Raw genomic sequence first — 23769 nt, forward strand, 5'->3', positions numbered from 1 at the left:
CCAAGGTAAGAAATTCAAATTCATTTCCGTATTTTTGACAACGATGAACAATCATTTTTTTGACTTAATAGAATATACGAACAGAAGTGTTTTTCTGACCGGGAAAGCCGGGACAGGTAAAACGACGTTTCTCAATGATTTTGTAAGACGTACAAAGAAAAAGCATATTGTAGTAGCACCCACGGGAATTGCCGCTATCAATGCAGGAGGAGTTACAATTCACTCTATGTTTGGACTGCCGTTGAGAACTTTTCTTCCAACGACAGAAAGAATAGACACCAGTTTGGCTAACAATATTGCTGATCTGATGCCCCATTTCAAATACCGTAAAGATAAGCTGAAACTTCTGAGAGAAGTTGAGATCATTATCATTGATGAGGTTTCAATGTTGAGAGCAGATGTTTTGGATATGATGGATTTTTCTTTAAGATTTATCAGAAGGAATAATCAGAGGTTCGGTGGTGTGCAGATGCTGTTTATCGGGGATTTGTTTCAGCTCCCGCCTGTGGTAAGAGATGAGCATATTCTGAAAATGTATTACAATTCACCTTTCTTTTTTGACAGCCATGCCATTAAGGAAATCCCGATTGTTACTATTGAACTGACAAAAGTTTACAGACAGTCTGACCAGGAATTTCTGGCAATTCTGAATGCTATCCGTGATGGTGATGTGGATAATATAGATTTTAACCACCTCAATGAAAGATACGATCCTGATTTTGATATGGGGAAAGAATCTTATGTATACCTGTGTTCTCACAACAAAATGGCTGATGAAATCAATCTGGAAAAACTGGCGGAGATAAAGGTAGATCCTCAGATTTATGAAGCTAAACTTGTAGGTGATTTTAAAGAAAACCAATTTCCGAACGAACAGTTTTTAGAATTGAAAATCGGAGCGCAGATCATGTTTATCCGAAATGATATTTCCGGAGAAAAGAAATATTTCAACGGGAAATTAGGAGAAATCATTGGATTGGATGAAAATGAAATTCGTGTTGTTCTGGACGAAAGTGAGATGGAAATTGTGGTTAAAAGAGAAACCTGGGAACAGAAAAAATATTTCCTTGATACCGAAAAAAACATCCAGGAAGAAGTATTGGGAAGTTTTGAACAATTTCCTATTAAGCTCGCCTGGGCTGTTACCATCCATAAAAGTCAGGGACTTACATTTGATAAAGTAATTATTGATGCCGGAAAAAGTTTTACTGCCGGCCAGGTATATGTGGCTTTGTCCCGTTGCAGAACATTGGAGGGGATTGTTTTAAAATCAAAAATTACCCCTGAAGTTATTTTCAAGGATAACAGGATTTTGCATTTTCATAGCGATACTATTGCCAATGACAATGTGGAAGCTATTCTGAATCAGGAGAAATATGACTACAGTATCAGAAAAGTGCTTCGTACTCTTGATTGTACGTGGTTTTTAAAAGAAGTAGAAGAGTGGAACAACCTGTCTATTGTGACCAAGAATATAGATCATGTCAAGACTAAACAGCTTTATCTCCAGTTGAAACATGAAGCAGTAAATCTTGGAAAAATATTTGAAAAACTGGAGCGTGTCATTTTTCAGAAGGTTAATAATTTTATTGAACAAAAAGAAGACTGGACTGAGATTGAAAGCAAATCAAAAGGAGCGGTTAATTTCTTTTTTACAGAAATCAGAAACAAAATTTTTGATCCTTTGAAAGAGTTTTATGCTGAAATAAAAGGAGCGAAAGGCTTAAAACAATATAACGAGGAATTCAAAAACTGGCTGGAAGATATTGAAGAATACCTGAATAGCTTAAGAGATATTTATCTTCTTGAAACTAAACTTTTAGATGAAAAGAATGATAAAGAAATCAATCTGAAAATAGCTAAAGTTCCGTCTCAGGTGTTAACTTTTCAGTTGTTTGAGCAAGGAAAAACCATAGGAGAAATTGCTTTGGAAAGAGGTTTGGTAAAAGAAACCGTTATTGGTCATCTTGCCAAATTTGCAGAACAGGGATTGCTGGATATCTCAAGAGTAATTACTTCAGATAAGATCAAAGCTTTTGAAGATGAATTCTACAAAAATCCACACGAAACGTTGACTGAGTGGAAGAATGCTCTGCCAAGTAGTTTTGAATTTAATGAAATCAGAATTTTAATAAATCATTATAATTATAAAAAAGAAAAGAACTCATAAGAGTTCTTTTTTTGATTTGATATGAATTTTTAAAACTAAGGATACATTGCATTAATGGTATTGATGTCTCCAGTTGTAAAGCCGGTTCTGTTATAAGTAAAACTGCTGTTGTCAGCTCTTGTAATAGTTGGTTGTCCGTTTTTAGAATATGAGGTTGGCCAATACATCATCACCGAATTAATATTGAATGGCCCAATATCTGTACCGGAACTATAGATATTAAAATTATAGGACTGTCCGCTTTGAATATTGTTCCACAGGATTTTTACATACTGATCTCTGTCTTTACGGGTGTGCTCATGATAAAGGCCTACCGTATGTCCCATTTCATGAATTACTGATCCTACAGAAATATATTGATCTAAAGAAACTGTTTGTTTTCCGCCCTGATAGCCGATGTGTGCCCAGCCGTCTGATCCTGATGAACTTCCGAAAACAAATTCAACATAGTTAGACTGATTGGTGCGGTAAATCCATTGAGTATTGGTTTTATTATTATACTCGCTGATCGCAGAATTGATTTTATTGACGTTGATAGAACCCATATTGCTGGCAATAGTATAATAAATTTTGCCACCCGGCCATCTTGAATAGCTTGCACCGCCTTTATTAAGTTCGCTGCCTTCTGCCAGTTGTTTGTCTGAAAGAACAATATCTCCCTGAAAAAAATTCATTCCGTTTTTTCTTTCATAGATAATATCCTGGCCATTCAATTGTCCTTTTTTAACGTTTTCAGCATTGAAAGCAGTGGTTTGAGCTTCTGAGGTGATTTCTTCATTATTTTTACTGCAGGATGCTAGTGCTACAACAATAAGAAAACTCATAAAGACAGTTTTTCCTGTTAGAATCTGCTGATAAAGCAGATTGTTTGGTTTTTTGTTCATATTCGATTTTTTTAAGATTTGGTATACGAATATAATGAATATTTCTCTTTTTATTGAATTATTATTGTTAAAGTATACATTTTTCCAGTAAAGCGAAAAATTGGTGAATTGAATGAGCGATAAAGAAAATTATTAATGCTTTCTACATCACTGAACAAATTGGAAAGAATGAAAGTTTAAAAAAGGAAAACTTGATTATAAAAAAGGTTTTGACAATTGAGAGTCAAAACCTTTATTTTTTTAATTCAATTTTAAATATCAAAAATCAGCTTTCTGACATTATTATCATAAAAAGTAGCATGATAACTTGTATCTCTGAATTCAATTTCTGTATTTTCTATTATAGTAAATCTATTCTTATCTGTTTTGGAAAATTCTACGATTTCAAAGTGATTTTCATCAATACATGTAAAATCTACCAGTTTTAAATATTCATCAATAGAATTTTTATCAAGCATAATTTTCCCTCCTCCGAATTGATGTCTGTCCTGTCCATTTTTCTTTACACCGGAAACCCAATATTCTTCTCCGGTTTCTATATCAAAATGATTAGCATTGATTCCTGGGATTTTAAGCTTTTTGAGCGCTTTGTTATTGAAATATACCGTTTGTCCGGATTTTGAAAATTCAACAAAACCAATCCATGCGGAACCGTGATGTCCGGAGGATTTGTTTTCGATATATAATATTTTTGCTTTCATGGTTTTTTATAATGATGCAATTTACTTAAAAATCGTATAACTAAAATCAGGTAAAGAAAAATTGAAATGCAATAGTTTTTCCCTGAATTAACCAATCGGTTTTATTAATTACAAAAAGTAACTAATGCAGTTTTTATGTTTTAAATTTGTATAGTTTTTCAGACTAAAAGAAAAATTAACATCTCAATATGAAAAATTTTGAAATTTCTGTTTTAGATCTTGCCCCGGTAAAGCAAGGCAAAAGCATTCATGATACTTTTCAGGACAGCTTATCATTAGCTAATCACGCTGAAAATTTAAATTATAAAAGATTCTGGCTGGCCGAGCATCACAATATGGAAAGTATAGCCAGTTCTGCTACTTCAGTTTTAATCGGATTTATTGCCAACGGAACGAAGACAATCAGAGTGGGGTCTGGCGGTGTTATGCTTCCCAATCACAGCTCTTTGATCATTGCAGAACAGTTCGGTACTTTGGAATCTCTTTTTCCCGGAAGAATAGATCTTGGAGTAGGAAGAGCACCCGGAACTGATGGATTGACAGCTCAGGCTTTGGGAAGAAATCCGGCTATTATTAATGAACAGTTTCCAAGACAGATTCTGGAACTTCAGCGTTATTTTTCTAAGGAAAATTCAGATGCTATGGTTCGTGCAATTCCCGGAGAAGGACTGGATATTCCAATTTATATTCTGGGATCTAGTACAGATAGCGCATGGCTGGCTGCGGAACTGGGGTTACCTTATGCATTTGCAGGACATTTTGCTCCGGAACAGATGGAAATGGCTTTTAAAATATACAGAGAGCATTTCGAACCTTCACAATATCTGGATAAACCTTATATCATTGCCTGTGTAAACGGTGTTGCAGCAGAAACTTTGGAGGAAGCTCATAAAATCTCCACCACTTTATTCCAGGCATTCATCAACATCGTAAGAAATGACAGAAAGCCTTTTGCGCCACCTGTTGATGATATGGACGAAATCTGGTCGCCAATGGAAAAATCCATGGTTCTGCAAAAACTCAGATATACTTTTATTGGAGATCAGACAGAAATTCAGGAAAAGCTAAAAAATTTCCAGGAAAAATTCCAGGTTGATGAACTAATGATCAATTCCCATATCTACGACCATCAGAAACGATTGAGATCTTACGAAATTTTCAGAGAGGCAGTTTACTCTTTATCCAAAGCGTAATAAACCCTTTATAATTAATTGGAAGATGCTTATTTTTATGAGTATCTTTGCAAAAATAAAAAGTAAAAATGTCCGATATTAAATTAAATACTATTCCAGAGGCTATTGAAGACCTTAAAAATGGTAAAATAATCATAGTAGTAGATGATGAAGACAGAGAAAATGAAGGAGATTTTCTTTGTGCAGCAGAGTTGACAACACCGGAAATTATCAATTTTATGGCTCTTCACGGAAGAGGGCTTATTTGTATGCCGCTTCCTGAAAAAAGATGTGATGAGCTTGGTCTTGAAGTGATGGTGAGCAGAAGCAGCGATCCTAAAGAAACGGCTTTCACCGTATCAGTTGACCTTTTAGGAAACGGAACATCTACCGGAATTTCTGCAGGTGACAGAGCAAAAACAATTTTGGCACTGATGGATGAAAAATCCAAACCTACAGACTTTATGAGGCCTGGCCACATTTTCCCGCTTCGTGCAAGAAAAGGTGGAGTATTGAAAAGAGCCGGACATACTGAAGCTGCTATTGATCTTACCCACTTATCAGGGTTGAAAGAAGGAGGAGTGATCTGTGAGATCATGAATGAAGATGGTACCATGTCCCGTCTGCCTGAACTTCATGCATTTGCTCAGAAGCACGATATGAAGATCGTCTCTATTGAAGATCTGATCCATTATCAGCTTAAAAAAGGAAATCTTGTGGAAAGACTTGAAGAGAAAAAAGTAAAAACGCACTATGGTGAGTTTGATTTTTATGCTTTCAGAGAAACTTCTAATGACCAGATCCACTTTGCACTAACAAAAGGTGCATGGACAGTAGATGAGCCTGTTTTGGTGAGAGTACAGTCTTCAGATTCTTATTTTGATGTATTGACAAGATTGAATAACGGTGAAAAACCATTACTGGAAAAAGTAACCGGTATGGTAAATGAAGCTGGAAAAGGAGCAATCATTTTCATTAATAACGTTTCTAATTCTGAAAATACATTGAGAAAACTTCAGCAGTTCCTGAACTATCAGGACGGTCAGGAGCAGCATCCTACGTTAGCGTACAATTACAGAGATTATGGAATTGGAACGCAGATCTTAAAGAATTTAGGAATCAACAAGTTTAAAGTAATCACTCAAAACCCTAATATCAAACCTCAGGTTGGAGGATATGATGTAGAGGTTACTGAAATGGTACAACTATAATGAATAGTCAAAAATAACTTTGACTGTTTACAGAATAAAAAAGGTTTAGAATTTTTCTAAACCTTTTTTATTTTATTTAAAATGAATTTTAGCTTAATGCAATTCCATCAAAGTTTCTGAAACCATTCAGGAAATCTTTTACCATCATTCTTTTCTTGCCTTCCAGCTGAAGTTCCAGCGGATAATATATTCCGTCCTGGGTATAGATTTTAAATTCGTTCTTTGAAATATCCAATGTTCCTGATGGTTTTCCATGATCAGAAAGTTCAAATTTACCTCCGAATATTTTTAATCCTTTTTCTTCGTTTTCAATTTTTAAAGTAGTGAAAGCTGCAGGGTAAGGAGACATTCCCAGAATAAACTGATGAACGGTTTTTGAAAATTGGTCCCATTTGATTCTGGTATCTTCCTTGAAAATTTTATAAGCATTTTTAGGATGTTCCACCTGTGGCTGAGGTTTTTCTTCAATCGCATTTTCCGCCAGGCCATCTAATGTTTTAACCACTAGTCTTGAGCCCATTTCCATAAGTCTGTCGTGAAGACTTCCTGCATTTTCATCAGGTAAGATTTCTAATTCCTGCTGAAGAAGAATATTTCCTTCGTCAATTTTTTCATTAATAAAGAAAGTAGTCGCTCCTGATTTTTCTTCACCGTTGATTACTGCATAATTGATAGGAGCAGCTCCTCTGTAATCCGGCAGTAAAGAGGCATGAAGGTTGAAGGTTCCCATTTTAGGCATTTCAAAAAGAACTTTAGGCATCATCCTGAAAGCTACCACTACAAAAACATCAGCATCCAGTTTTCTAAGTTCTTCTAAGAACTCAGGGTTTCTCAACTTTTCCGGCTGAAAAACAGGAATATTGTTTTCCTTTGCATAGATTTTTACTGGTGATTGATGAATCTTCTGCCCACGTCCGCTTGCTTTATCAGCTACAGTTACAACGCCTACCACCTGATGGTGAGATTGATGGATTGCCTCCAAAGAAGTTTTTGCAAACTCAGGAGTCCCTAAAAAAACGACTTTCAATGATTTCATACTGCAAAGATAAGTTTTTGATCTGAGAGCCGGAAGGCTTTTGGGTTGGAGGGTGGGAGAGTTTTAGAGATAGGATGGGGATATTTTAAAAGTTCACTCTACACTTATTATTACTCATTACTTAATGGCTAATGATTCAGCTCATACGTCCTGAAGTTCAGCATTCTTACCTTTCCGGAATCTAAAAGGAAAATAAGGTTTTCTAAGATATTTTCTTTAGAATGATAACTCAGCTGTATAGAAAGCTCTTCAATCGTTGCCGGCTTTTTAGCTAATAAATTAACAATCTGCTGAGAAATATTTTTACCAAACATAGATTGTTTGTTTTTTTCACAAACAGAACACTGTCCACAGTTTTTTGAATTTTTTTCACCAAAATAGGCTAATATGAGTTTCATTTTACAGTATTCATTATTCTCTACGTAAAATTTTATCTCTTCCCATTTCTGGATTTTGTTTCTCTGAATATGTTCAAATAACTTCCAGTAAGCGTTATTCACAGCTCTTTCGTCGCGGGGTTTCAGGAATTTAATACTGGAAAGTGCACCATCAATATATTCAAGATAATTCTTTTGCTGCAGCTCCTTAAGACGTTCTTTGATCAAAGGGACACTGACATTGATTTTATTACTTACCTGCTGTTCACTGAACATCACTTTGTGAGTGGTGATACCGGATACTGTACGGAAAAGAAGCTCCATGAAATAAGCATCTTTTTGTGGCAACTGATCTATTTCATCAGCCTTGATAAAAAGTTCGAGTGAAGACAGGCTTTTGTTTTCATTATAATAGATAATTTCCTGGTTGTGCAGAAAATTGAGTATATTTTTGATTTTAGCTTTCGACAGTTTTGTGAAATTCTGTATACCAAGAGTATTCAGCTGAAATGTTTTTTCAGGAAGTTCAAATTCTGCTACCTGAAAAATAGAGTAGAGGTAGCTGATGATTTTTAGAAATTCTGCTTTGTTGGGAGTCTGGTTTTTTAAGATCTGGTCAAAATTCAGGAGTTCCTGTTTATTCCAAAGCATGAATGCAAAGCTGTCTTTTCCATCTCTTCCGGCTCTTCCGATTTCCTGATAATAGTTTTCCAGAGAAGCAGCGGGAGAATAGTGGATTACAAATCGTACATTGTCTTTATCGATACCCATTCCAAAGGCATTGGTAGAAATAAGGACATGATTGTCACTGTTATTCCAAAGATTCTGTCTGGTGTTCTTTTCTTTGGTTGTTAAGCCTGCGTGAAAATAATCTACATTTTTCAGTTGATTTTTTTTCAAAAATTCTGCCAGCAGTTCCGCTTCTTTTCGGGTTCTTACATATACAATTCCAGAATCGTTACTATATTTTAAAATATCAAAAACACGCTGGAATTTATCAGAAACTTCATCTGTAAATATTTTGATATTTTCTCTCTTAAAGCTTTTTTGGAAAACAAAAGGTTTCTTCAGCTCCAGTTTATTTTTGATTTCTTCCAGAACTTTTGGTGTTGCAGTTGCAGTCAGGGCAAGGCAGGGGATCTCAGGATTGTTACTTCTGAACCCTTTAATATTCTGATAACTTGGCCGGAAATCCTGTCCCCATTCTGAGATACAGTGAGCTTCATCAACCGCAATAAAGGATAGCTGAATTTCCTGCATATTCTGAATAAACTGAGTATTGGTAAGTCTTTCAGGAGAAACATAGAGTAATTTGGTAAGGCCTTCTTTGCAGCGGTCATAAATTGTTTCAGCATCATATTCATCCAGTTCGGAAGACAAATATTCTGCTTCTATGCCACGGGATTTAAGCTGATTGACCTGATCTTTCATCAATGCAAGTAATGGAGAAACTACCAGACAGGTTCCTTCTTTCAATAATGCTGGAAGTTGATAGCACAGTGATTTTCCTGCTCCTGTGGGTAACAGAACCAGGGTATCTTTTTCATTAATGACGGCATTAATAATTTCTTCCTGAGCATCCCTGAATTCGGTGTAACCCCAGAAATACTTTAGAGTATCATATTTAAGCTTTTGAAAATCCTGCGGCGAAATCATGTTGTAAAAATAAGGAAAGTATTATGACAAAAAAAGTCACGCCAGGCGTGACTTTCATATAAATATAAATAAGTTTATTATTTAGCTTCAAAGTATACTCTTCTGTTGGCTCTGTTTTTCCATTCAGGGCACTTCGTTGCTGGTTCGCATTCAGGGTATTTAAGGTCTTTTTCACCTTTTCCTATTGCCTGTAGTTTACCTGTTTGAACACCGTTTTTGATCAGATAGTTCTTAACGTTGTTTGCTCTTCTTTCAGATAGTTTTTGGTTGTAAGCGTCAGTACCTCTTGTATCAGTAGCTCCGATTACACTATAAGAACCATTTGAAGAATTAATATAGTTTACAGCATTATTTAAGATTGGAGTGTTTGAAGGTAAAATTCTGTCAGAATTTAAATCAAATTCGATTCCTTCCAATTTTGTTTCTGTTTCTACTACAGGTCCTGTTGTTGCTACAGGACATCCGTTGTTTTCAACAGGTCCAGGAACTGTTACACACTTGTCGTAAAGGTCAATTACACCATCAAGGTCTGTATCAAGAGCAACTCCGGCACCATCCACTCTTGCTCCTGCAGGAGTGTCAAGTTGTCTGTCCCAATCATCGCATACCCCGTCGTTATCAGCATCTCCTTTTTTACATACTTCGATATCCTGGTTTTTATTAGCCAGTACATCCAGTTTGTAATAGATTTCCTGAAGCGGGTCATGCCACATTAGGTGAGATTCGTGTTTTCCTAATTTTACGGAAACACCTAAAGTCGCATTGAAGAAGTTGTCAGAAACCTGCTCAGAACGTTTGTTGATAGCGCTGTAAGCATCACCGCCACCATCAAATTCATCATCACCAGTTACTACGTACATTAATCTACCTTCAATATCGATTCTTCTGTTCACTTTAAACTTCAGACCTGTACCAGCCTGCATGAACATAGAACCTAATTGGAAAGGTTTTACTTCAGTCATTAATCTCTGTTTGTTGCTTCCGTCTTTCTGGTATGCTCTGTAAGCGATAGTACCGATACCTGCATATCCATGAAGAGCCCATCTGTAAGGAGAATGGTTATCAACTCTTCTTAATAAATTAGAAAAGTTAATGTCTCCTAAGATTGAGATAGCATCATACTGAGTTCTAGCTCCTACTGCTGATGCATCAGGTGCTGCATTTTTAGTATTGAACCATCCTTGTCTGGTTTCACCTTTGTCGTACTGTAGATTGATTCCGAAAGCATGAGTAATTGCTTTATCAATACTTAGATAGGCTGAATATCCAAAAAGGTTCTTACCGTTACCATTTTTGATTGAAGTCAAATCTGCCGACTGAAGAAGTGGAACTCCAACCCCTGCAGAGATAGACCAATCGTTAAATCTTTTAGATTGACTGGTGAATGGGGAAACATTAGCAGATCCCGAAGAAAATGTATTAGGATATTCTCCTTTTGAAACTGCCGTTGAGTCTTGTGCATAAGTGGCAGAAGGAATTGCCAAAGCAAATGCAACAATTGCTAAACTTAATTTCATAGTGTTATTTTTTTAAGTTAAGTTATTTTAAATGATTTTTTACGCCAAAAAGCGATTTTATGTTATTTTTTTTCAAATCAAACTAGTTGATTTTTAATGTGTTTCATACTACTATCCTGAAAATAATGATAAAGGTATGTAAAATAATTCGTAGTAGAAAAAAAATAAACCGAAAAGAGCAATTCTTTTCGGTTTTATTGTATTATGAAATTATTTTTTCTTTTTCTTAGCAGGTACTTTTTTTACTGCTTTTTTTGCAGGCGCATCTTCATAGTCTTTCTTTTTGATAGAATCCCATTCTGATGTTTCGACAAATCTTACCGTAACTTTTCTATCTGCCATTCTTTCAGCATCTGAAGCTGATGCAGGGATAGTAGCTTCCGCAGAACCTACACCTCTTGATTTCAGTACATTTTCATTGATACCTCTGGTTTCCAGAGCTCCTACAACAGCGGCGGCTCTTTCTTTAGACAGTCTTAAGTTATAAGCTGCATTTCCTTTGATATCAGTATGTCCTGTTAACAAGTAGTTACCTCCATTTTCTTTAATAATTGAAGCAGCCAGATCTAATTTTTCATTAGATTCAGGTCTGATCGTCGCTTTATTAAAATTGAAGTAAATATCTTTAAGGGTTTTCTCTACTTCTACAGCAGTTTCCTTGTTGTCTTTTTTGATAGGGCATCCATTGTTTTCAACAGGCCCAGGAACCGTTACACACTTGTCGTAAAGGTCGATTACACCATCCAGGTCAACATCAAGAGCAACTCCGGCACCGTCTACTCTTGCTCCTGCAGGAGTGTCAAGCTGTCTGTCCCAATCATCGCATACACCGTCGTTATCAGCATCTCCTTTTTTACATACTTCGATATCCTGGTTTTTATTAGCCAGTACATCCAGTTTGTAATAGATTTCCTGAAGCGGGTCATGCCACATTAAGTGAGATTCGTGTTTTCCTAATTTGAAAGTAAGACCTAAAGTTGCGTTGAAGAAGTTATCAGAAACCTGCTCAGAACGCTTGTTGATAGCACTGTAAGCATCACCGCCCCCATCAAATTCATCATCACCGGTTACCACATACATTAATCTACCCTCAATATCAATTCTTCTGTTCACTTTAAACTTCAGACCTGTACCGGCCTGCATAAACATAGAACCTATTTGGAAAGGTTTTATTTCGGTCATTAAGGCCTGCTTTCCGTTGCCGGTTTTCTGGTATGCTCTATACGCGATAGTACCAATACCTGCATATCCATGAAGAGCCCATCTGTAAGGGGAGTGGTTGTCAACTCTTCTTAATAAATTAGAAAAGTTGATGTCTCCTAAAATAGAGATGGCATCATACTGAGTTCTTGCTCCTACTGCTGATGCATCAGGTGCTGCATTTTTAGTATTGAACCATCCTTGTCTGGTTTCACCTCTGTCATACTGTAGATTGATTCCGAAAGCATGGGTAATTGCTTTATCAATACTTACATAGGCTGAATATCCAAAAAGGTTTTTACCGTTACCATTTTTGATCGAGGTTAAATCTGCCGACTGAAGAAGTGGAACTCCAGCTCCTACTGAAATAGACCAATCGTTAAATCTTTTAGACTGGTTGGTAAATGGAGCAACATTAGCAGATCCTGAAGAAAATGTATTAGGGTATTCTCCTTTTGAAACTGCCGTTGAGTCTTGTGCATAAGTGGCAGAAGGAATTGCCAAAGCAAATGCTACAATTGCTAAACTTAATTTCATCGTGTAATATTATTTGATTTCTTTTGAAAAAGAATTTTTTAATTTGTTAATTATTTGATTGGGCATCCGTTGTTTTCAACAGGTCCTGGAACAGTTACACACTTATCATAAAGGTCAATAACTCCGTCAAGATCCATATCTAAAGCAACTCCGGCACCATCCACTCTTGCTCCTGCAGGAGTGTCAAGCTGTCTGTCCCAGTCATCACATACTCCGTCATTGTCAGCATCTCCTTTTTCGCACACAACAAGATCTGTTGATGCATTTTCAAGAACACTGGTTCTGTAGTAAGCTTCCTGAAGTGGGTCATGCCATGCAAGGTGAGATAACTGCTTTCCTAATTTGAAAGATACTCCTAAACTTATGGTCCAGGCATTATCTGATCTTCTAGGGTTTAGCATGTTATATTTTGAACCTGGTGTGGAAGGATCATAGTCATTAGGATCTGCATATCCGCCACCATCGAATTCATCATCACCACTGATAATGTACATCGTTCTTGCTTCAACATCAATAAGTTTAGAAACGTTGTATTTGATTCCTAAACCTCCCTGATAGAAGATAGAATTGATATCGATATCCTGCTTAATGAATAAAGGAATTCTTCTGGGAGTTGTACTCCATCTGAATTGATCATTATCATGTAATGATGTTCTGAATCCCTGAACTCCAATTCCCATATATCCATGGAATGCCCATCTGTATGGTGAGTGATTGTCTACTCTTCTGAATAAGTTCGAGAAATTAATATCTCCTAATAAAGAGATGTTATCAAACTGTGTTGTTGCAGTTGCTACTCCTGATTTTACACCTTCTGCACCGGGAAGCTGTGCAGTCTGTTTCGTTTCTCCTCTCATATACATCAAGCTTAGAGCGAATGCATGTGTGATTTGTTTGTCTACGCTTACATAGGCATTGTATCCCCAATTGATCTTATCCTTGCGGATAGATTTTAAATCGGAGTGAACCATAAATGCGGGACCTCCTCCGACAGAAATAGACCAGTCTCTGAAACGTCTGGCTTTATTGTCGAAAGTTTGTACATTAGCGGAGCCTGAGGAGAATGTATTAGGGTACTCTGTGGAAGAGTTTACTGTAGTGCTGCTGTTCTGTGCGAAAGCTGCAATTGGCAATGTAGTAGCCAATAATAATAAACCTAATTTCATACAATATGTTTTATGTTTTAAATAAAATCTTTTAATAATATTCTGGAAAAATCCCTTTCAAAAAGATGTTTTTTATGAGGGATTTCTAATCTTTCTGATTGAAAATTTAATTCATTATACTTAATGATATCAATGTCTATTATCCTGTCAGTATAGCCTCCGGATACTTTTGAATCATTAATTCTTCCCATCTCAACTTCTATATTCTTAATACAATCAAGCAGTTGAATTGGTGAAAGATGTGTGAATATTATTGCTGCAATATTACAAAAAATATTGGAACTGGCAAATTCTACAGGCTCAGACATTAAATATTCGCTGGTTTGTGAAATGTGATTTCCAGCATCTTTTAGCTTCTTTAATGCAAGCTCTACATTTTTTTTTTGCTCTCCTAAGTTACTTCCTAGTAACAAAACGACCTTATGCTGCGACATATTAGAAAATTGATTGATTTATGAGAAGTTTCTTCAAAAATGTTTTGGCAAATATAGTAGCAATTGTCATACTTTGCGCTTTATTTTTCATCTTTTTCATCATGATGCTTGTGTTCAGTTCTATGGGAAATGATAAGTCGGTGGCCGTGAAAAAGAACTCGGTTCTTACGATTAATTTAAAGACGAATATAATCGATAGTCCTACTGAAGAGCAGATGGGATTGTTTGGTATAGGTGCCCAAAATAAAAGTGTTCTTTTATATGATGCATTGGAAGCTATCAATAAAGCAAAGACCGATGATAATATTAAAGGGATCAGTATTGAGGCAGATGATCTGAATGCAGGGCTGACTCAGATTGATGATCTTAGAAATGCTATTGAAGATTTTAAGAAGAGCGGAAAATTTGTGTATGCTTACGGAAACGGAGTATCACAGTCTGCTTATTATTTAGGATCTGTTGCTGATAAATATTATCTGCATCCGGCAGGAATGATCGAACTAAAAGGTCTTTCTACAGAAGTTACTTTCTTTAAGGATTTTGCGGATAAATATGGGATCGGGATTGAAGTGATCCGTCACGGTAAATTCAAGTCTGCGGTAGAACCTTTTTTAAGAAATGATATTTCTCCTGAAAATAAAGAACAGTTAAGTACTCTTTTGAATGACCTTTGGAAAAACACCTCCAACAAAATGGCTGCTTCAAGAAAAATTGATACAGCTCAGTTCAGAACGATTACTGACAGTTTATATGGAATGATTCCTGAGCAAGGCTTAAAATATAAACTTGCAGATAAACTGATCCAGAAATCAGAATACGAAGATCTTCTTAAGGCGAAGTTAAGTGTTAAAGATAAAGAAAAGCTGAATAAGATTTCTTTGACAAGCTATATCAATTCTTATGCTGATGAAGATAAATCTGGTGAAAAGATTGCTGTACTTTATGCTTCGGGATCTATTAATAATGGAGATGAATACAATGATATTCATTCTGAAAAATATGTGAAGTATATTAAAAAGCTTCAGGAGGATGATAAAGTGAAGGCAGTCGTTTTCAGAATCAATTCTCCTGGGGGAAGTGCCAATGCTTCAGATGAGATTTTATTTGAATTACAGCAGCTGAAAAAGAAAAAACCATTGGTGGTTTCTTTCGGTGATTATGCAGCTTCAGGAGGATATTATGTTGCCATGGCAGCGGATAAAATTTATTCAGAGCCTAATACACTTACCGGTTCTATCGGAGTATTTGGAGTAATGCCTTATTATAAAGATATTGCAAGCAAAAACGGAATCCGTGCGGATATTGTTGCTACCAATGCCAACTCTATGTATTATTCAGGATTAAATGGAGTGACTCCTTATGGGGTAAATATGATGACGAGAAGTGTGGAGGGTACTTATAAGAGATTTGTACATTTTGTGACTCAGAACAGAAAGAAAACTTTTGAGCAGATTGATAATGTAGGAGGGGGTAGAGTATGGAGCGGAGTTCGTGCCAAAGAGATTGGTTTAGTAGACGAACTTGGTACTTTGAATGATGCTGTGAAATTTGCTGCACAAAAAGCAGGATTAAAGTCTTACCAGGTAGATGCTTTTCCTAAGAGAATGTCACCGTTTGAGCAAATCTTCAAGGATCTGAATGAAGAAGACGTTTCTGCGAGAATTATTAAGAACAAGATTGGTAAATCCAACTATGAGATTCTGCAGCAGATCACAGATAAAAAACTACAGTCTGAGGTGAAGATGGAAATGCCTTACCAAATCAGAATCAACAACTAACTAAATTTATATTGTATACAAAAATCCCGGATCTGAAATTTCAGATCCGGGATTTTATTTTTTTTATAAGCATTTATCAGCTTTTCTTGGTAGCCATTCCATAAATCCAGAGAATGATTAAAGCTCCTCCGATTGAAAGAATCCAGCTTCTTGGATTCCAGAATGAAGAAACATCTCCCCAATGTAGAATGTAAACTCCTATAGCTCCTCCTACAAATGCTCCCAGAATCCCCAGGATAATAGTGATTAGCCATCCTCCTCCCTGAGCTCCAGGCATGATCATTTTAGCGATTGCACCTGCAATAAGACCGAATACGATCCATGTTAGTATTCCCATAGTTGCAAATTTTTTTTAATTGTTAATATTTAAAATTGATTTGTTGCTAATATAAGGGAAAACATGATATAAATCATCTTTTCTTGAAGAATGAGTCTACAAATTCCGTACCATTAAAAAGCTGTAAATCCTGCATTTTTTCGCCTACACCAATATATTTAACTGGAATCTGGAACTGGTCAGAGATACCAATTACAACTCCTCCTTTTGCTGTTCCATCTAGTTTTGTAACGGCTAAAGCATTTACTTCCGTTGCAGCTGTAAACTGTTTTGCCTGTTCAAAGGCATTCTGTCCGGTAGAACCGTCTAAAACCAACAGGATCTCGTGAGGAGCATCAGGAATAACTTTTTGCATTACTCTTTTGATCTTAGAAAGTTCATTCATCAGGTTGATCTTGTTGTGAAGTCTTCCTGCTGTATCAATGATGACAACGTCTGCATTTTGGGCTACAGCACTTTGTACAGTATCAAATGCTACGGAAGCAGGATCAGATCCCATTTCCTGTTTTACGATAGGAACACCCACTCTTTCGCTCCAGATCACAAGTTGGTCTACTGCAGCAGCTCTGAAGGTGTCTGCAGCTCCGAGAACTACTTTTTTACCCTCTGATTTAAACTGGTGAGCCAGTTTTCCTATTGTTGTTGTTTTTCCCACTCCATTCACTCCTACAACCATGATGACATAAGGTTTTTTGGAGGTGTCAATATTTCCTGTATTGGCATGAGGATTTTCAAGCAATAGCCCTGAAATCTCATCACGAAGAATTTTATCCAGCTCGTTTACGCTTACATATTTGTCTCTGGCAACACGTTCTTCAATTCTTCCTATGATTTTGATAGTGGTGGAGGCACCTACATCGGATGCAATCAGTATTTCTTCCAGATCATCCAGTACTTCATCATCTACTTTGCTTTTACCGACTACGGCTTTCGTCATTTTTTCAAAGAATCCCTGGCTGGATTTTTCCAATCCTTTGTCTAAGGTTTCTTTTTCTTCCTTTTTGAAAATATTTTTAAACCAACTCATAGTTTTAGTTTATTCTTATTTATTTTTAATCACTGCTGTAGCTTCTATTTCTATAAGCACATCATCTCTGAAAAGCCTGCTCACTTCTACAAGGCTGCTTACAGGAGGGTTTTGAAGATTGACATACAAATCCCTGACTTTTCTGAAATCAGGTGTTTTTTTGATGTCTGTTGTAAAGATTCCCAGTTTGATAATATCTTTTCCTGTTCCTCCATATTCTTTCAGGATGTTTTCAATATTTTTGAAAACCTGATGCGTCTGTTCCTCTATAGTATTTCCCAGAAGATTACCTTCCGGGTCCAGAGGTACCTGTCCGGATAATAAAATCATTTTAGAACTCCCGCAGTCAATACTTACTGACTGTGAAAGGCCTTTTATGCTGAAGACTTTTGGCGAACTTTTATATTCTACAGGACTCATTGTTTTCTGACTGAATGAAAATAGAAAAGTTACTGTGCAGGCCAGAACAAGTATCTTTTTCATACTTTACTGATTAATAATCTGGTGCACAAAGATAACAAAAAAACTACCCAAAATATGAGTAGTTTTTTATATTGTAAACAAAGTACTGATTATTTTTTCAAATAACCGTCTACTTCGTCAGCATTCATTACTTTTTCTTCGAAAACGTAAGCTCCTGATTTAGAAGACTTAACCATTTTCACCACTTTCGTCATTTTCTTAGACTGACCGCTTTGTAGGGTTGCTACTACTTTCTTTGCCATGGTAAGTTATTATTTATAAATTACTTAATTTCTTTGTGAAGGGTAGATCTCTTAAGAACAGGATTGTATTTTTTCAATTCCAATCTCTCTGTAGTGTTCTTTTTATTTTTTGTAGAAATGTATCTAGACATTCCTGGCATACCGCTTTCTTTGTGCTCTGTACATTCAAGGATTACTTGAACTCTATTTCCTTTTTTTGCCATGATTTATTAATTCTTTTTAATCAATCCGTTTCTAGTAGCTCTTTCAATAGCTTCCTCGATTCCAATCTTGTTAATCACTCTCAATCCATGAGCTGATACTTTCAGTGTTACGTGCTTATCTTGCTCTGGAAGGTAAAACTTCTTCTCTAATAAGTTAATTTCAAAACGACGCTTCGTTTTGTTATTAGCGTGAGAAACGTTGTTACCAACCATTGCACGCTTTCCTGTTATTTGGCAAATTCTTGACATATCTCGATGTTCTTATTTGTATAATATTTGAGAGTGCAAAATAACGAAGAATTTTTTAGATAGACAAATCTTTTAGAAAATATTTGCAAATAAGTGACTGATTAATAATCATGAATTTTTAAAATAGTAGAATCCTTGGGATACAGCAGATAATGGGTGCTGATATATTTCATACAGGCTTTTTTTAAAGCTCAGAATTTAATATTCCATCTTTGTTTTTAATTAATCTAAATAAAAACAACTATGAAGAGGATTTATATTTTATTGTCTATGTTGCCTGTGGGCCTGATGGCTCAGAATTTTACTGAGGTACAGACCAGCATGAATAATTTTTATTATTCTGCGGCAGACATTGCAGATATAGACAACAATGGGACAATGGATATCGTGCTCAATGGAGCCATAGATTCTGATGGTGACGGAAATGTAGATAGTACTTATAATGAAGTGTATCAGAATAATGGAACAACATTATTACCATATGCAGGACTGGGGGCTGATGTGACCCATCTTGGAGATATTAAATTCATTGATTATAATAATGACGGGCTTATGGATATTATTTCCACAGGGCTCAGCTATATGGATGTTGTGAACTATAAACAATACCGGTTCAAAAATACAGGAACAGGGTTTGTAAAAGATGCTGAACTTCCGGGGAAAATTTATGGATCAGTAGAAGTTTTTGATTTTAATCACGATGGAAAATCTGATTATGCTATTAACGGAACTCAATATGGCCATGGGGGAGGTTTTGGAAATACATTGGATTATTATAAAAATACGGGTGCTGGTTTTGATGTGACAGCAAACTGGGTTGACGGAACTCAAAACGGAAGCTTTAAAGTAGTAGATCTTAATAATGACAACCTTTTGGATCTTGTGATTATTGGGTCAGATATTAATGGGGCTCCGGTTTCTAAAGTATATATGAATCAGGCAGGCATTCTTACTCCAACGCAGGATCTAGCTCCTGTAGCTGTTGGGAAAATAGATTTTGCCGACTTTAATGCAGACGGATTTCAGGATGTTGTAGTGATTGGAAGAGATGGAAATGATGACGGATATTTTGCGGTTCTGATGAACGATGGTACAGGTAATCTGACCCCTCAAACAATTACCGGAACTGATATTTCAGATATTTCACTGAGTGTTGGTGACCTTAATAATGATGGGTATTACGACTTCATTATTTCAGGAAATGAAAACTATAATGCTGTTGTGAAAACCTATATCTATGATGTTTCCAATAATAATTTTAATGAAGGAACATTAACGGGTATAAGTGCACTGGGAGGTCCGGGGCTGATTAATCTATTTGATTTTAATAATGACCGCCATCTGGATATCTTATTGGGCGGCTTCGACTGGGCGGCTTCTGATCTGCCTTCATTAACTAAGATATTTAAAAATAATTCTACTGCTGAAAACGCAAAGCCTACACCGCCAACTCAACTGAACATGACCAAAAACGGAAACCGTTTTAATTTTACATGGAGCGGTGCTTCAGATGATAAAACTCCGGTGAGTGCATTACGTTATGAAATTACAGTAGGATCTGCACAGGGAGCTCATGATATTGCCAAATATGTAGTAACAACACCATCATGGTTTCTGGATCTTGATCCGGCCATTCAGAATGTGTATTGGAGTGTGAAATCTATTGATGCTTCAAAAGTCTATTCTGACGCTTCTGTACAAAGTGTGCTGGGGACAGCAGAAATTAAATCTGATAAAAAAGTTATCATCTATCCGAATCCTGTATCCGATAAAGTTTATATCAAAGGGGAAAAAGTTTCAGAAGCTGAAATGTATTCTATGGATGGAAAAAAACTGAATATCAATGTGAATGGAGATCAGTCTATTGATGTATCCCATTTACCTAAAGGAGTCTATTTATTAAAACTGAAGATAAAAAACGAAATAACCACAAGGAAGCTTACGATTAAATAATTGAATCAATTCTATCTTCTATCAATGAGAAAAGCCAGACGTCCAGCTGGCTTTTCTCTTTTTTATAGAATTAAAATCTGCATAATAGGTAAGAAAATTCAGCATTCGCAAATCTTATTGATCATGCCGGTTCTGTGTTATTTGTGCAAAAATTTGTGCAATTTGTGTTTAGTATTAAGCTTTCTTCGTTTTCTTTTTGAACCATTCAATCAGATAATAGAATAATAAAAAGCCCAATGCAAATATGGAAAACCTCGAAAGAAGATCACCCGCTCTGGTATAAAATGTCATGGTGTCATACAGGTTCACTTTGGCAAATAAAGCTGTTTTGTCTCCGTAGAAAGTATCAGCAGTAATTTCTCCTTTAGCATTGATGTGGGCAGAAATTCCACTGTTAGCAGCACGGGCAATCTCTCTTCTGGTTTCAATGGCTCTAAGCTTAGCATAAGACAAAAGCTGTTTATGCCCTTCTGTAACACCCCACCAGGAGTCATTGGTCATAATGGCTAAGAAATTAGCTCCTTTTTTTACATAATCTGTTACAAACTCACCATAGATACTTTCATAGCAGATGATAGGTGCCAGTTTCCCTTTGTTATAAGGATTTGAAAAGGCAACTCTTTCTTTATCTGTTCCCAAGGACGCCACAGTACCACCCAGGTTGAGCATGGCATCTCCTAAAAGTGGTTTTAAAACATTCATATAAGGAAATATTTCAACACCCGGTACCAATTTCCCTTTGTGGTAAGCCTGTACTTTTTGGTTAGGAACCAATTGAATCGCTGTATTATAACTGCTTACCCAAACACCACTATTGATCTGATACGCTTCTTTAGGTAAATCAGCCGGATTATAAAAAAAACGGTGTGAAGAAATTCCGGTTGCAAAAACAGATCCCGGATGATTGGATAAAAATCCTTTGATATTGTTGAGAAGTAAACTCTTTTCAAAAGCTGTTTCAGAAATAGATCCTCTGCCGGGAAGAGCTGTTTCCGGAGCAATATAATAATCAATTTTGCCTGTTGAATTTTTTTCAGCAAGCGCCAGTAAGTCCTGCTCAATGGTAAGGCTGTCTTTTGAATATTTTTCGGCATAAGGATCAAGATCCGGCTGCAGCATCAAAACGCTCACCTGTCCGGCTGGCTTTTCATCAAAATTATTGTATTTAATCACTGAAATAATCATTGGAAGAACAATTAAAGCTCCAACAATGGCAGAATTTTTAATCAGGTCTTTTCTCTTTCTGCCAGCTTCCCAGGTTCTTACTGTATAAAAAATCAGAACATTGGTCAGAAGTATCCAGAAGCTTCCTCCGGTAGCTCCTAATGTGTCATACCACTGGATAAGTTTGGGGTAATCGGCGAATACATTCCCAAGGTTAAGCCACGGCCATGTAAGCTCCCATCCCAAATGGAATTTTTCAAAACTCATCCAGATCGCGATCAGGAATCCCAGTCCCCAATAGGTTCCCTGGGCATTTTTGTACCAGTGATAGCATTGGAATACTAAAGAATATAAAAGAGAATTGACCAATACGGGAAATACAACAGCCATCAGAGAATGGCTTCCGTCAGGATTCTTTGAGCCGTACAGCCATCCCGTGGTTACAATATTCCAGATCACAAAACATAGATAAGACAATCCGAAGACGACCCAGCTTTTCCTTTTGTAATCTGAAAACTTTGAAACTCCGTGTTCCATCATCAGAAGCGGAACAAGGGCAAAGAATATAAAAAACGGAACTCCATAAGTTGGCCATGAAACCGACAGCAGCATTGCTGAAATAAGTGTAAGTAGAACGTATTTCATTAAATTATTTTAATACACAAATTTAATGTTTTTGAAATGAATATATTAGCAGTTCAATGTTAAAGAAAATATATAAAATCATTATTATTCCGTATACTTTGTTTCTGCTTTACCTGATGTTTTTGGGAATGGGCAGGTTTCAGTATGAAGAAAATCTCCTTACTTTGGAACCCGTTTTTTCTACAATAAAATTTATTCAGGGTCCAAACAGGACGATAGATATTGTTACCATTGTCTTAGGAAATATTATTATGTTTATTCCTTTTGGATTTTTGGGCTGGATTTTTCCCGACCTGAGAAAACTAAAGCCATTACTATTTAGTTTTATCTCGTGTATCATCATTGTTGAGGCCCTTCAATACTTTACAAGAATGGGAATATTTGAGGTAGACGATATCATCCTGAATACTTTTGGAGTGTATCTGGGATGGGAGTTTTGCAGAATGATTGAAAAAAGAGTTACTTATTAAGTTCCTTAGCGCGTTTTTCGGCGTTCAGAATTCCCTGTTTCAGAATTTCTTTGAAACTGTTGTCTTCAAATGTTTTTAAAGCAGCCTCTGTCGTTCCGCCTTTGGATGCAACATCTTTAATCAGTTCCTCAAGATTTTTTTCTGAATTATTGATCAAATGATAAGCTCCCAGCATCGTCTGTTTTACAAAAAGTTTGGAGAGGTTTTCTTCAATTCCCATTTCAATTCCGGCCTTAATCATTGCATCAATGATGTAATAGAAATAAGCAGGACCACTTCCTGAAAGTGCTGTAACACCGTCCAGAAGCTCTTCTTCTTCCAGATAAACTGATCTTCCCGTGCTGTTCAGTAATCTTTCTATATTGATTAACTGGCTGAAAGAAATTCCGTTTGCAGCGGTATATCCCGTGATTCCCATTCCCAGAAGAGTAGGGGAATTCGGCATTGCTCTTACAACAAGCGGATGATTCAGTAATTTCTGAATCTTTTCAATATTAATTCCGGCCATGATGGATAAAACCATCTGGTTTTCTTTAAAAGTGAATTGGATATTTTGGGCAACCGAATGAAAATCCTGAGGTTTTACAGCTATGATGATCAAATCCGCATCGAGTTCCTTTACTTCTTCAAAGGTGGAAATTTTAGACTTGGGGAATTCTTCAGCTATTTTGGATATTTTTTCCTGATTTCTGATGATAAGATGCAGATGTTCAGGTTTGATCAGTTCATATTTTAAAAATGATTTTGAGAAAGAAAGTCCCATATTTCCGGCTCCAAGAATAGCTATTTTCATCGTGAATTGTAATTTTTAAGCTAAAATAATGATTTTTTGGAATGCAGGAATAACTTGTAAGGAGTTATTGTTGGAAAAAGCAAAAGCGCAAAGATTTTGAATAACATGCTGTTTTAAGGCACAAGAACATTTTGACTTCGCTCAATGTGAGATTTTCAGCAAGGGTGAGAATGAAATAAGATAAGGTTAATCCTTTTTGCCACACAAAGATCGAACAGCATTGAATTTTATCTTAGTACCTTACAACATAAAGCTTAGAAAATAACTTGAGTCCTTGTGTTTTTCACCCCATCTATGCATAGATTCCTACGGAATGACAAAGTGTACGGATAAGCTAAGCGTTGTGTTTGTCATTCTGAAAGAA

22 protein-coding genes are annotated in these 23769 nt (G+C 36.2%); 6 read left to right on the top strand and 16 right to left on the bottom strand.

From position 1 onward, the window contains the following. Nucleotides 1–43: 43 nt before the first annotated feature. On the top strand, nt 44–2170 hold the full coding sequence (locus tag OL225_RS01280; RefSeq protein ID WP_047378979.1) for a helix-turn-helix domain-containing protein: 2127 nt from the start codon (nt 44–46) through the stop codon (nt 2168–2170). Nucleotides 2171–2205: 35 nt separating this feature from the next. Here OL225_RS01280 and OL225_RS01285 read toward each other — a convergent pair whose 3' ends face one another. Next, nucleotides 2206–3054 (bottom strand): M12 family metallopeptidase, encoded by an 849-nt coding sequence (locus OL225_RS01285; protein ID WP_047378978.1) that lies wholly within the window; start codon nt 3052–3054, stop codon nt 2206–2208. 251 nt (nt 3055–3305) lie between these two features. Next, nucleotides 3306–3755, bottom strand: coding sequence for a hypothetical protein (locus tag OL225_RS01290; RefSeq protein ID WP_264517020.1), 450 nt, complete (start codon nt 3753–3755; stop codon nt 3306–3308). A 188-nt stretch (nt 3756–3943) separates the two neighbouring features. Between OL225_RS01290 and OL225_RS01295 the strand changes: the two genes are divergently transcribed. Both OL225_RS01295 and ribB read left to right on the top strand, forming a co-directional pair. Continuing rightward, a complete protein-coding gene (locus OL225_RS01295; RefSeq protein ID WP_264517021.1) occupies nt 3944–4948 on the top strand; it encodes an LLM class flavin-dependent oxidoreductase in 1005 nt (334 codons plus the stop codon). 68 nt (nt 4949–5016) lie between these two features. Continuing rightward, nucleotides 5017–6138 (top strand): 3,4-dihydroxy-2-butanone-4-phosphate synthase, encoded by a 1122-nt coding sequence (gene ribB / locus OL225_RS01300; protein ID WP_047378976.1) that lies wholly within the window; start codon nt 5017–5019, stop codon nt 6136–6138. Between the two features lie 88 nt (nt 6139–6226). On the opposite strand, the gene fmt is transcribed toward ribB, so the two are convergent. The 6 genes from fmt to folK form a co-directional block, all read right to left on the bottom strand. Continuing rightward, nucleotides 6227–7174, bottom strand: a complete 948-nt coding sequence (gene fmt, locus OL225_RS01305; protein ID WP_264517022.1) for a methionyl-tRNA formyltransferase — start codon at nt 7172–7174, stop codon at nt 6227–6229. 128 nt (nt 7175–7302) lie between these two features. After that, entirely contained in the window at nt 7303–9207 is a 1905-nt protein-coding gene (locus OL225_RS01310; RefSeq protein ID WP_264517023.1) for an ATP-dependent DNA helicase RecQ, read from the bottom strand. A 77-nt stretch (nt 9208–9284) separates the two neighbouring features. Beyond that, the gene (locus tag OL225_RS01315) at nt 9285–10724 is read right to left on the bottom strand and encodes an OmpA family protein (RefSeq protein ID WP_047378973.1); all 1440 of its coding nucleotides are present in this window, start codon (nt 10722–10724) and stop codon (nt 9285–9287) included. A gap of 210 nt (nt 10725–10934) precedes the next feature. Continuing rightward, a complete protein-coding gene (locus tag OL225_RS01320) occupies nt 10935–12461 on the bottom strand; it encodes an OmpA family protein (protein ID WP_047378972.1) in 1527 nt (508 codons plus the stop codon). 50 nt (nt 12462–12511) lie between these two features. Then, nucleotides 12512–13627 (bottom strand): OmpA family protein, encoded by a 1116-nt coding sequence (locus OL225_RS01325; RefSeq protein WP_264517024.1) that lies wholly within the window; start codon nt 13625–13627, stop codon nt 12512–12514. Nucleotides 13628–13644: 17 nt separating this feature from the next. Then, nucleotides 13645–14061: a 2-amino-4-hydroxy-6-hydroxymethyldihydropteridine diphosphokinase gene (gene folK / locus OL225_RS01330; protein WP_047378970.1), complete on the bottom strand. Its 417-nt coding sequence runs from the start codon at nt 14059–14061 to the stop codon at nt 13645–13647. A 20-nt stretch (nt 14062–14081) separates the two neighbouring features. Between folK and sppA the strand changes: the two genes are divergently transcribed. Continuing rightward, nucleotides 14082–15839: a signal peptide peptidase SppA gene (gene sppA / locus OL225_RS01335; RefSeq protein ID WP_047378969.1), complete on the top strand. Its 1758-nt coding sequence runs from the start codon at nt 14082–14084 to the stop codon at nt 15837–15839. Nucleotides 15840–15915: 76 nt separating this feature from the next. Here sppA and OL225_RS01340 read toward each other — a convergent pair whose 3' ends face one another. The 6 genes from OL225_RS01340 to rpmB form a co-directional block, all read right to left on the bottom strand. Beyond that, nucleotides 15916–16176 (bottom strand): GlsB/YeaQ/YmgE family stress response membrane protein, encoded by a 261-nt coding sequence (locus OL225_RS01340; RefSeq protein ID WP_047378967.1) that lies wholly within the window; start codon nt 16174–16176, stop codon nt 15916–15918. A gap of 73 nt (nt 16177–16249) precedes the next feature. Further along, nucleotides 16250–17203, bottom strand: a complete 954-nt coding sequence (gene ftsY, locus OL225_RS01345) for a signal recognition particle-docking protein FtsY (RefSeq protein ID WP_264517025.1) — start codon at nt 17201–17203, stop codon at nt 16250–16252. A 15-nt stretch (nt 17204–17218) separates the two neighbouring features. Next, nucleotides 17219–17686, bottom strand: coding sequence for a RidA family protein (locus OL225_RS01350; RefSeq protein WP_052184855.1), 468 nt, complete (start codon nt 17684–17686; stop codon nt 17219–17221). A gap of 89 nt (nt 17687–17775) precedes the next feature. Continuing rightward, on the bottom strand, nt 17776–17928 hold the full coding sequence (locus OL225_RS01355) for a DUF4295 domain-containing protein (RefSeq protein WP_002976755.1): 153 nt from the start codon (nt 17926–17928) through the stop codon (nt 17776–17778). 20 nt (nt 17929–17948) lie between these two features. Next, entirely contained in the window at nt 17949–18131 is a 183-nt protein-coding gene (rpmG, locus tag OL225_RS01360) for a 50S ribosomal protein L33 (RefSeq protein WP_027373683.1), read from the bottom strand. Between the two features lie 6 nt (nt 18132–18137). Next, nucleotides 18138–18380 carry a 50S ribosomal protein L28 gene (rpmB, locus tag OL225_RS01365; RefSeq protein ID WP_002976757.1) on the bottom strand — a complete coding sequence of 81 codons (243 nt, stop codon included), beginning with the start codon at nt 18378–18380 and terminating at the stop codon, nt 18138–18140. Nucleotides 18381–18623: 243 nt separating this feature from the next. Here rpmB and OL225_RS01370 point away from each other — a divergent pair, with 243 nt between their 5' ends. Continuing rightward, entirely contained in the window at nt 18624–20333 is a 1710-nt protein-coding gene (locus tag OL225_RS01370) for a T9SS type A sorting domain-containing protein (RefSeq protein ID WP_264517026.1), read from the top strand. 174 nt (nt 20334–20507) lie between these two features. On the opposite strand, the gene lnt is transcribed toward OL225_RS01370, so the two are convergent. Next, nucleotides 20508–22142 (bottom strand): apolipoprotein N-acyltransferase, encoded by a 1635-nt coding sequence (gene lnt / locus OL225_RS01375; protein WP_264517027.1) that lies wholly within the window; start codon nt 22140–22142, stop codon nt 20508–20510. A gap of 56 nt (nt 22143–22198) precedes the next feature. Between lnt and OL225_RS01380 the strand changes: the two genes are divergently transcribed. Next, nucleotides 22199–22612, top strand: a complete 414-nt coding sequence (locus OL225_RS01380) for a VanZ family protein (RefSeq protein ID WP_264517028.1) — start codon at nt 22199–22201, stop codon at nt 22610–22612. Here OL225_RS01380 and proC read toward each other — a convergent pair. After that, entirely contained in the window at nt 22602–23405 is an 804-nt protein-coding gene (gene proC, locus OL225_RS01385; protein ID WP_047378954.1) for a pyrroline-5-carboxylate reductase, read from the bottom strand. The genes OL225_RS01380 and proC overlap by 11 nt on opposite strands. Nucleotides 23406–23769: the final 364 nt, after the last annotated feature.

The organism is Chryseobacterium viscerum (genome assembly GCF_025949665.1).
Taxonomy (GTDB): domain Bacteria; phylum Bacteroidota; class Bacteroidia; order Flavobacteriales; family Weeksellaceae; genus Chryseobacterium; species Chryseobacterium viscerum_A.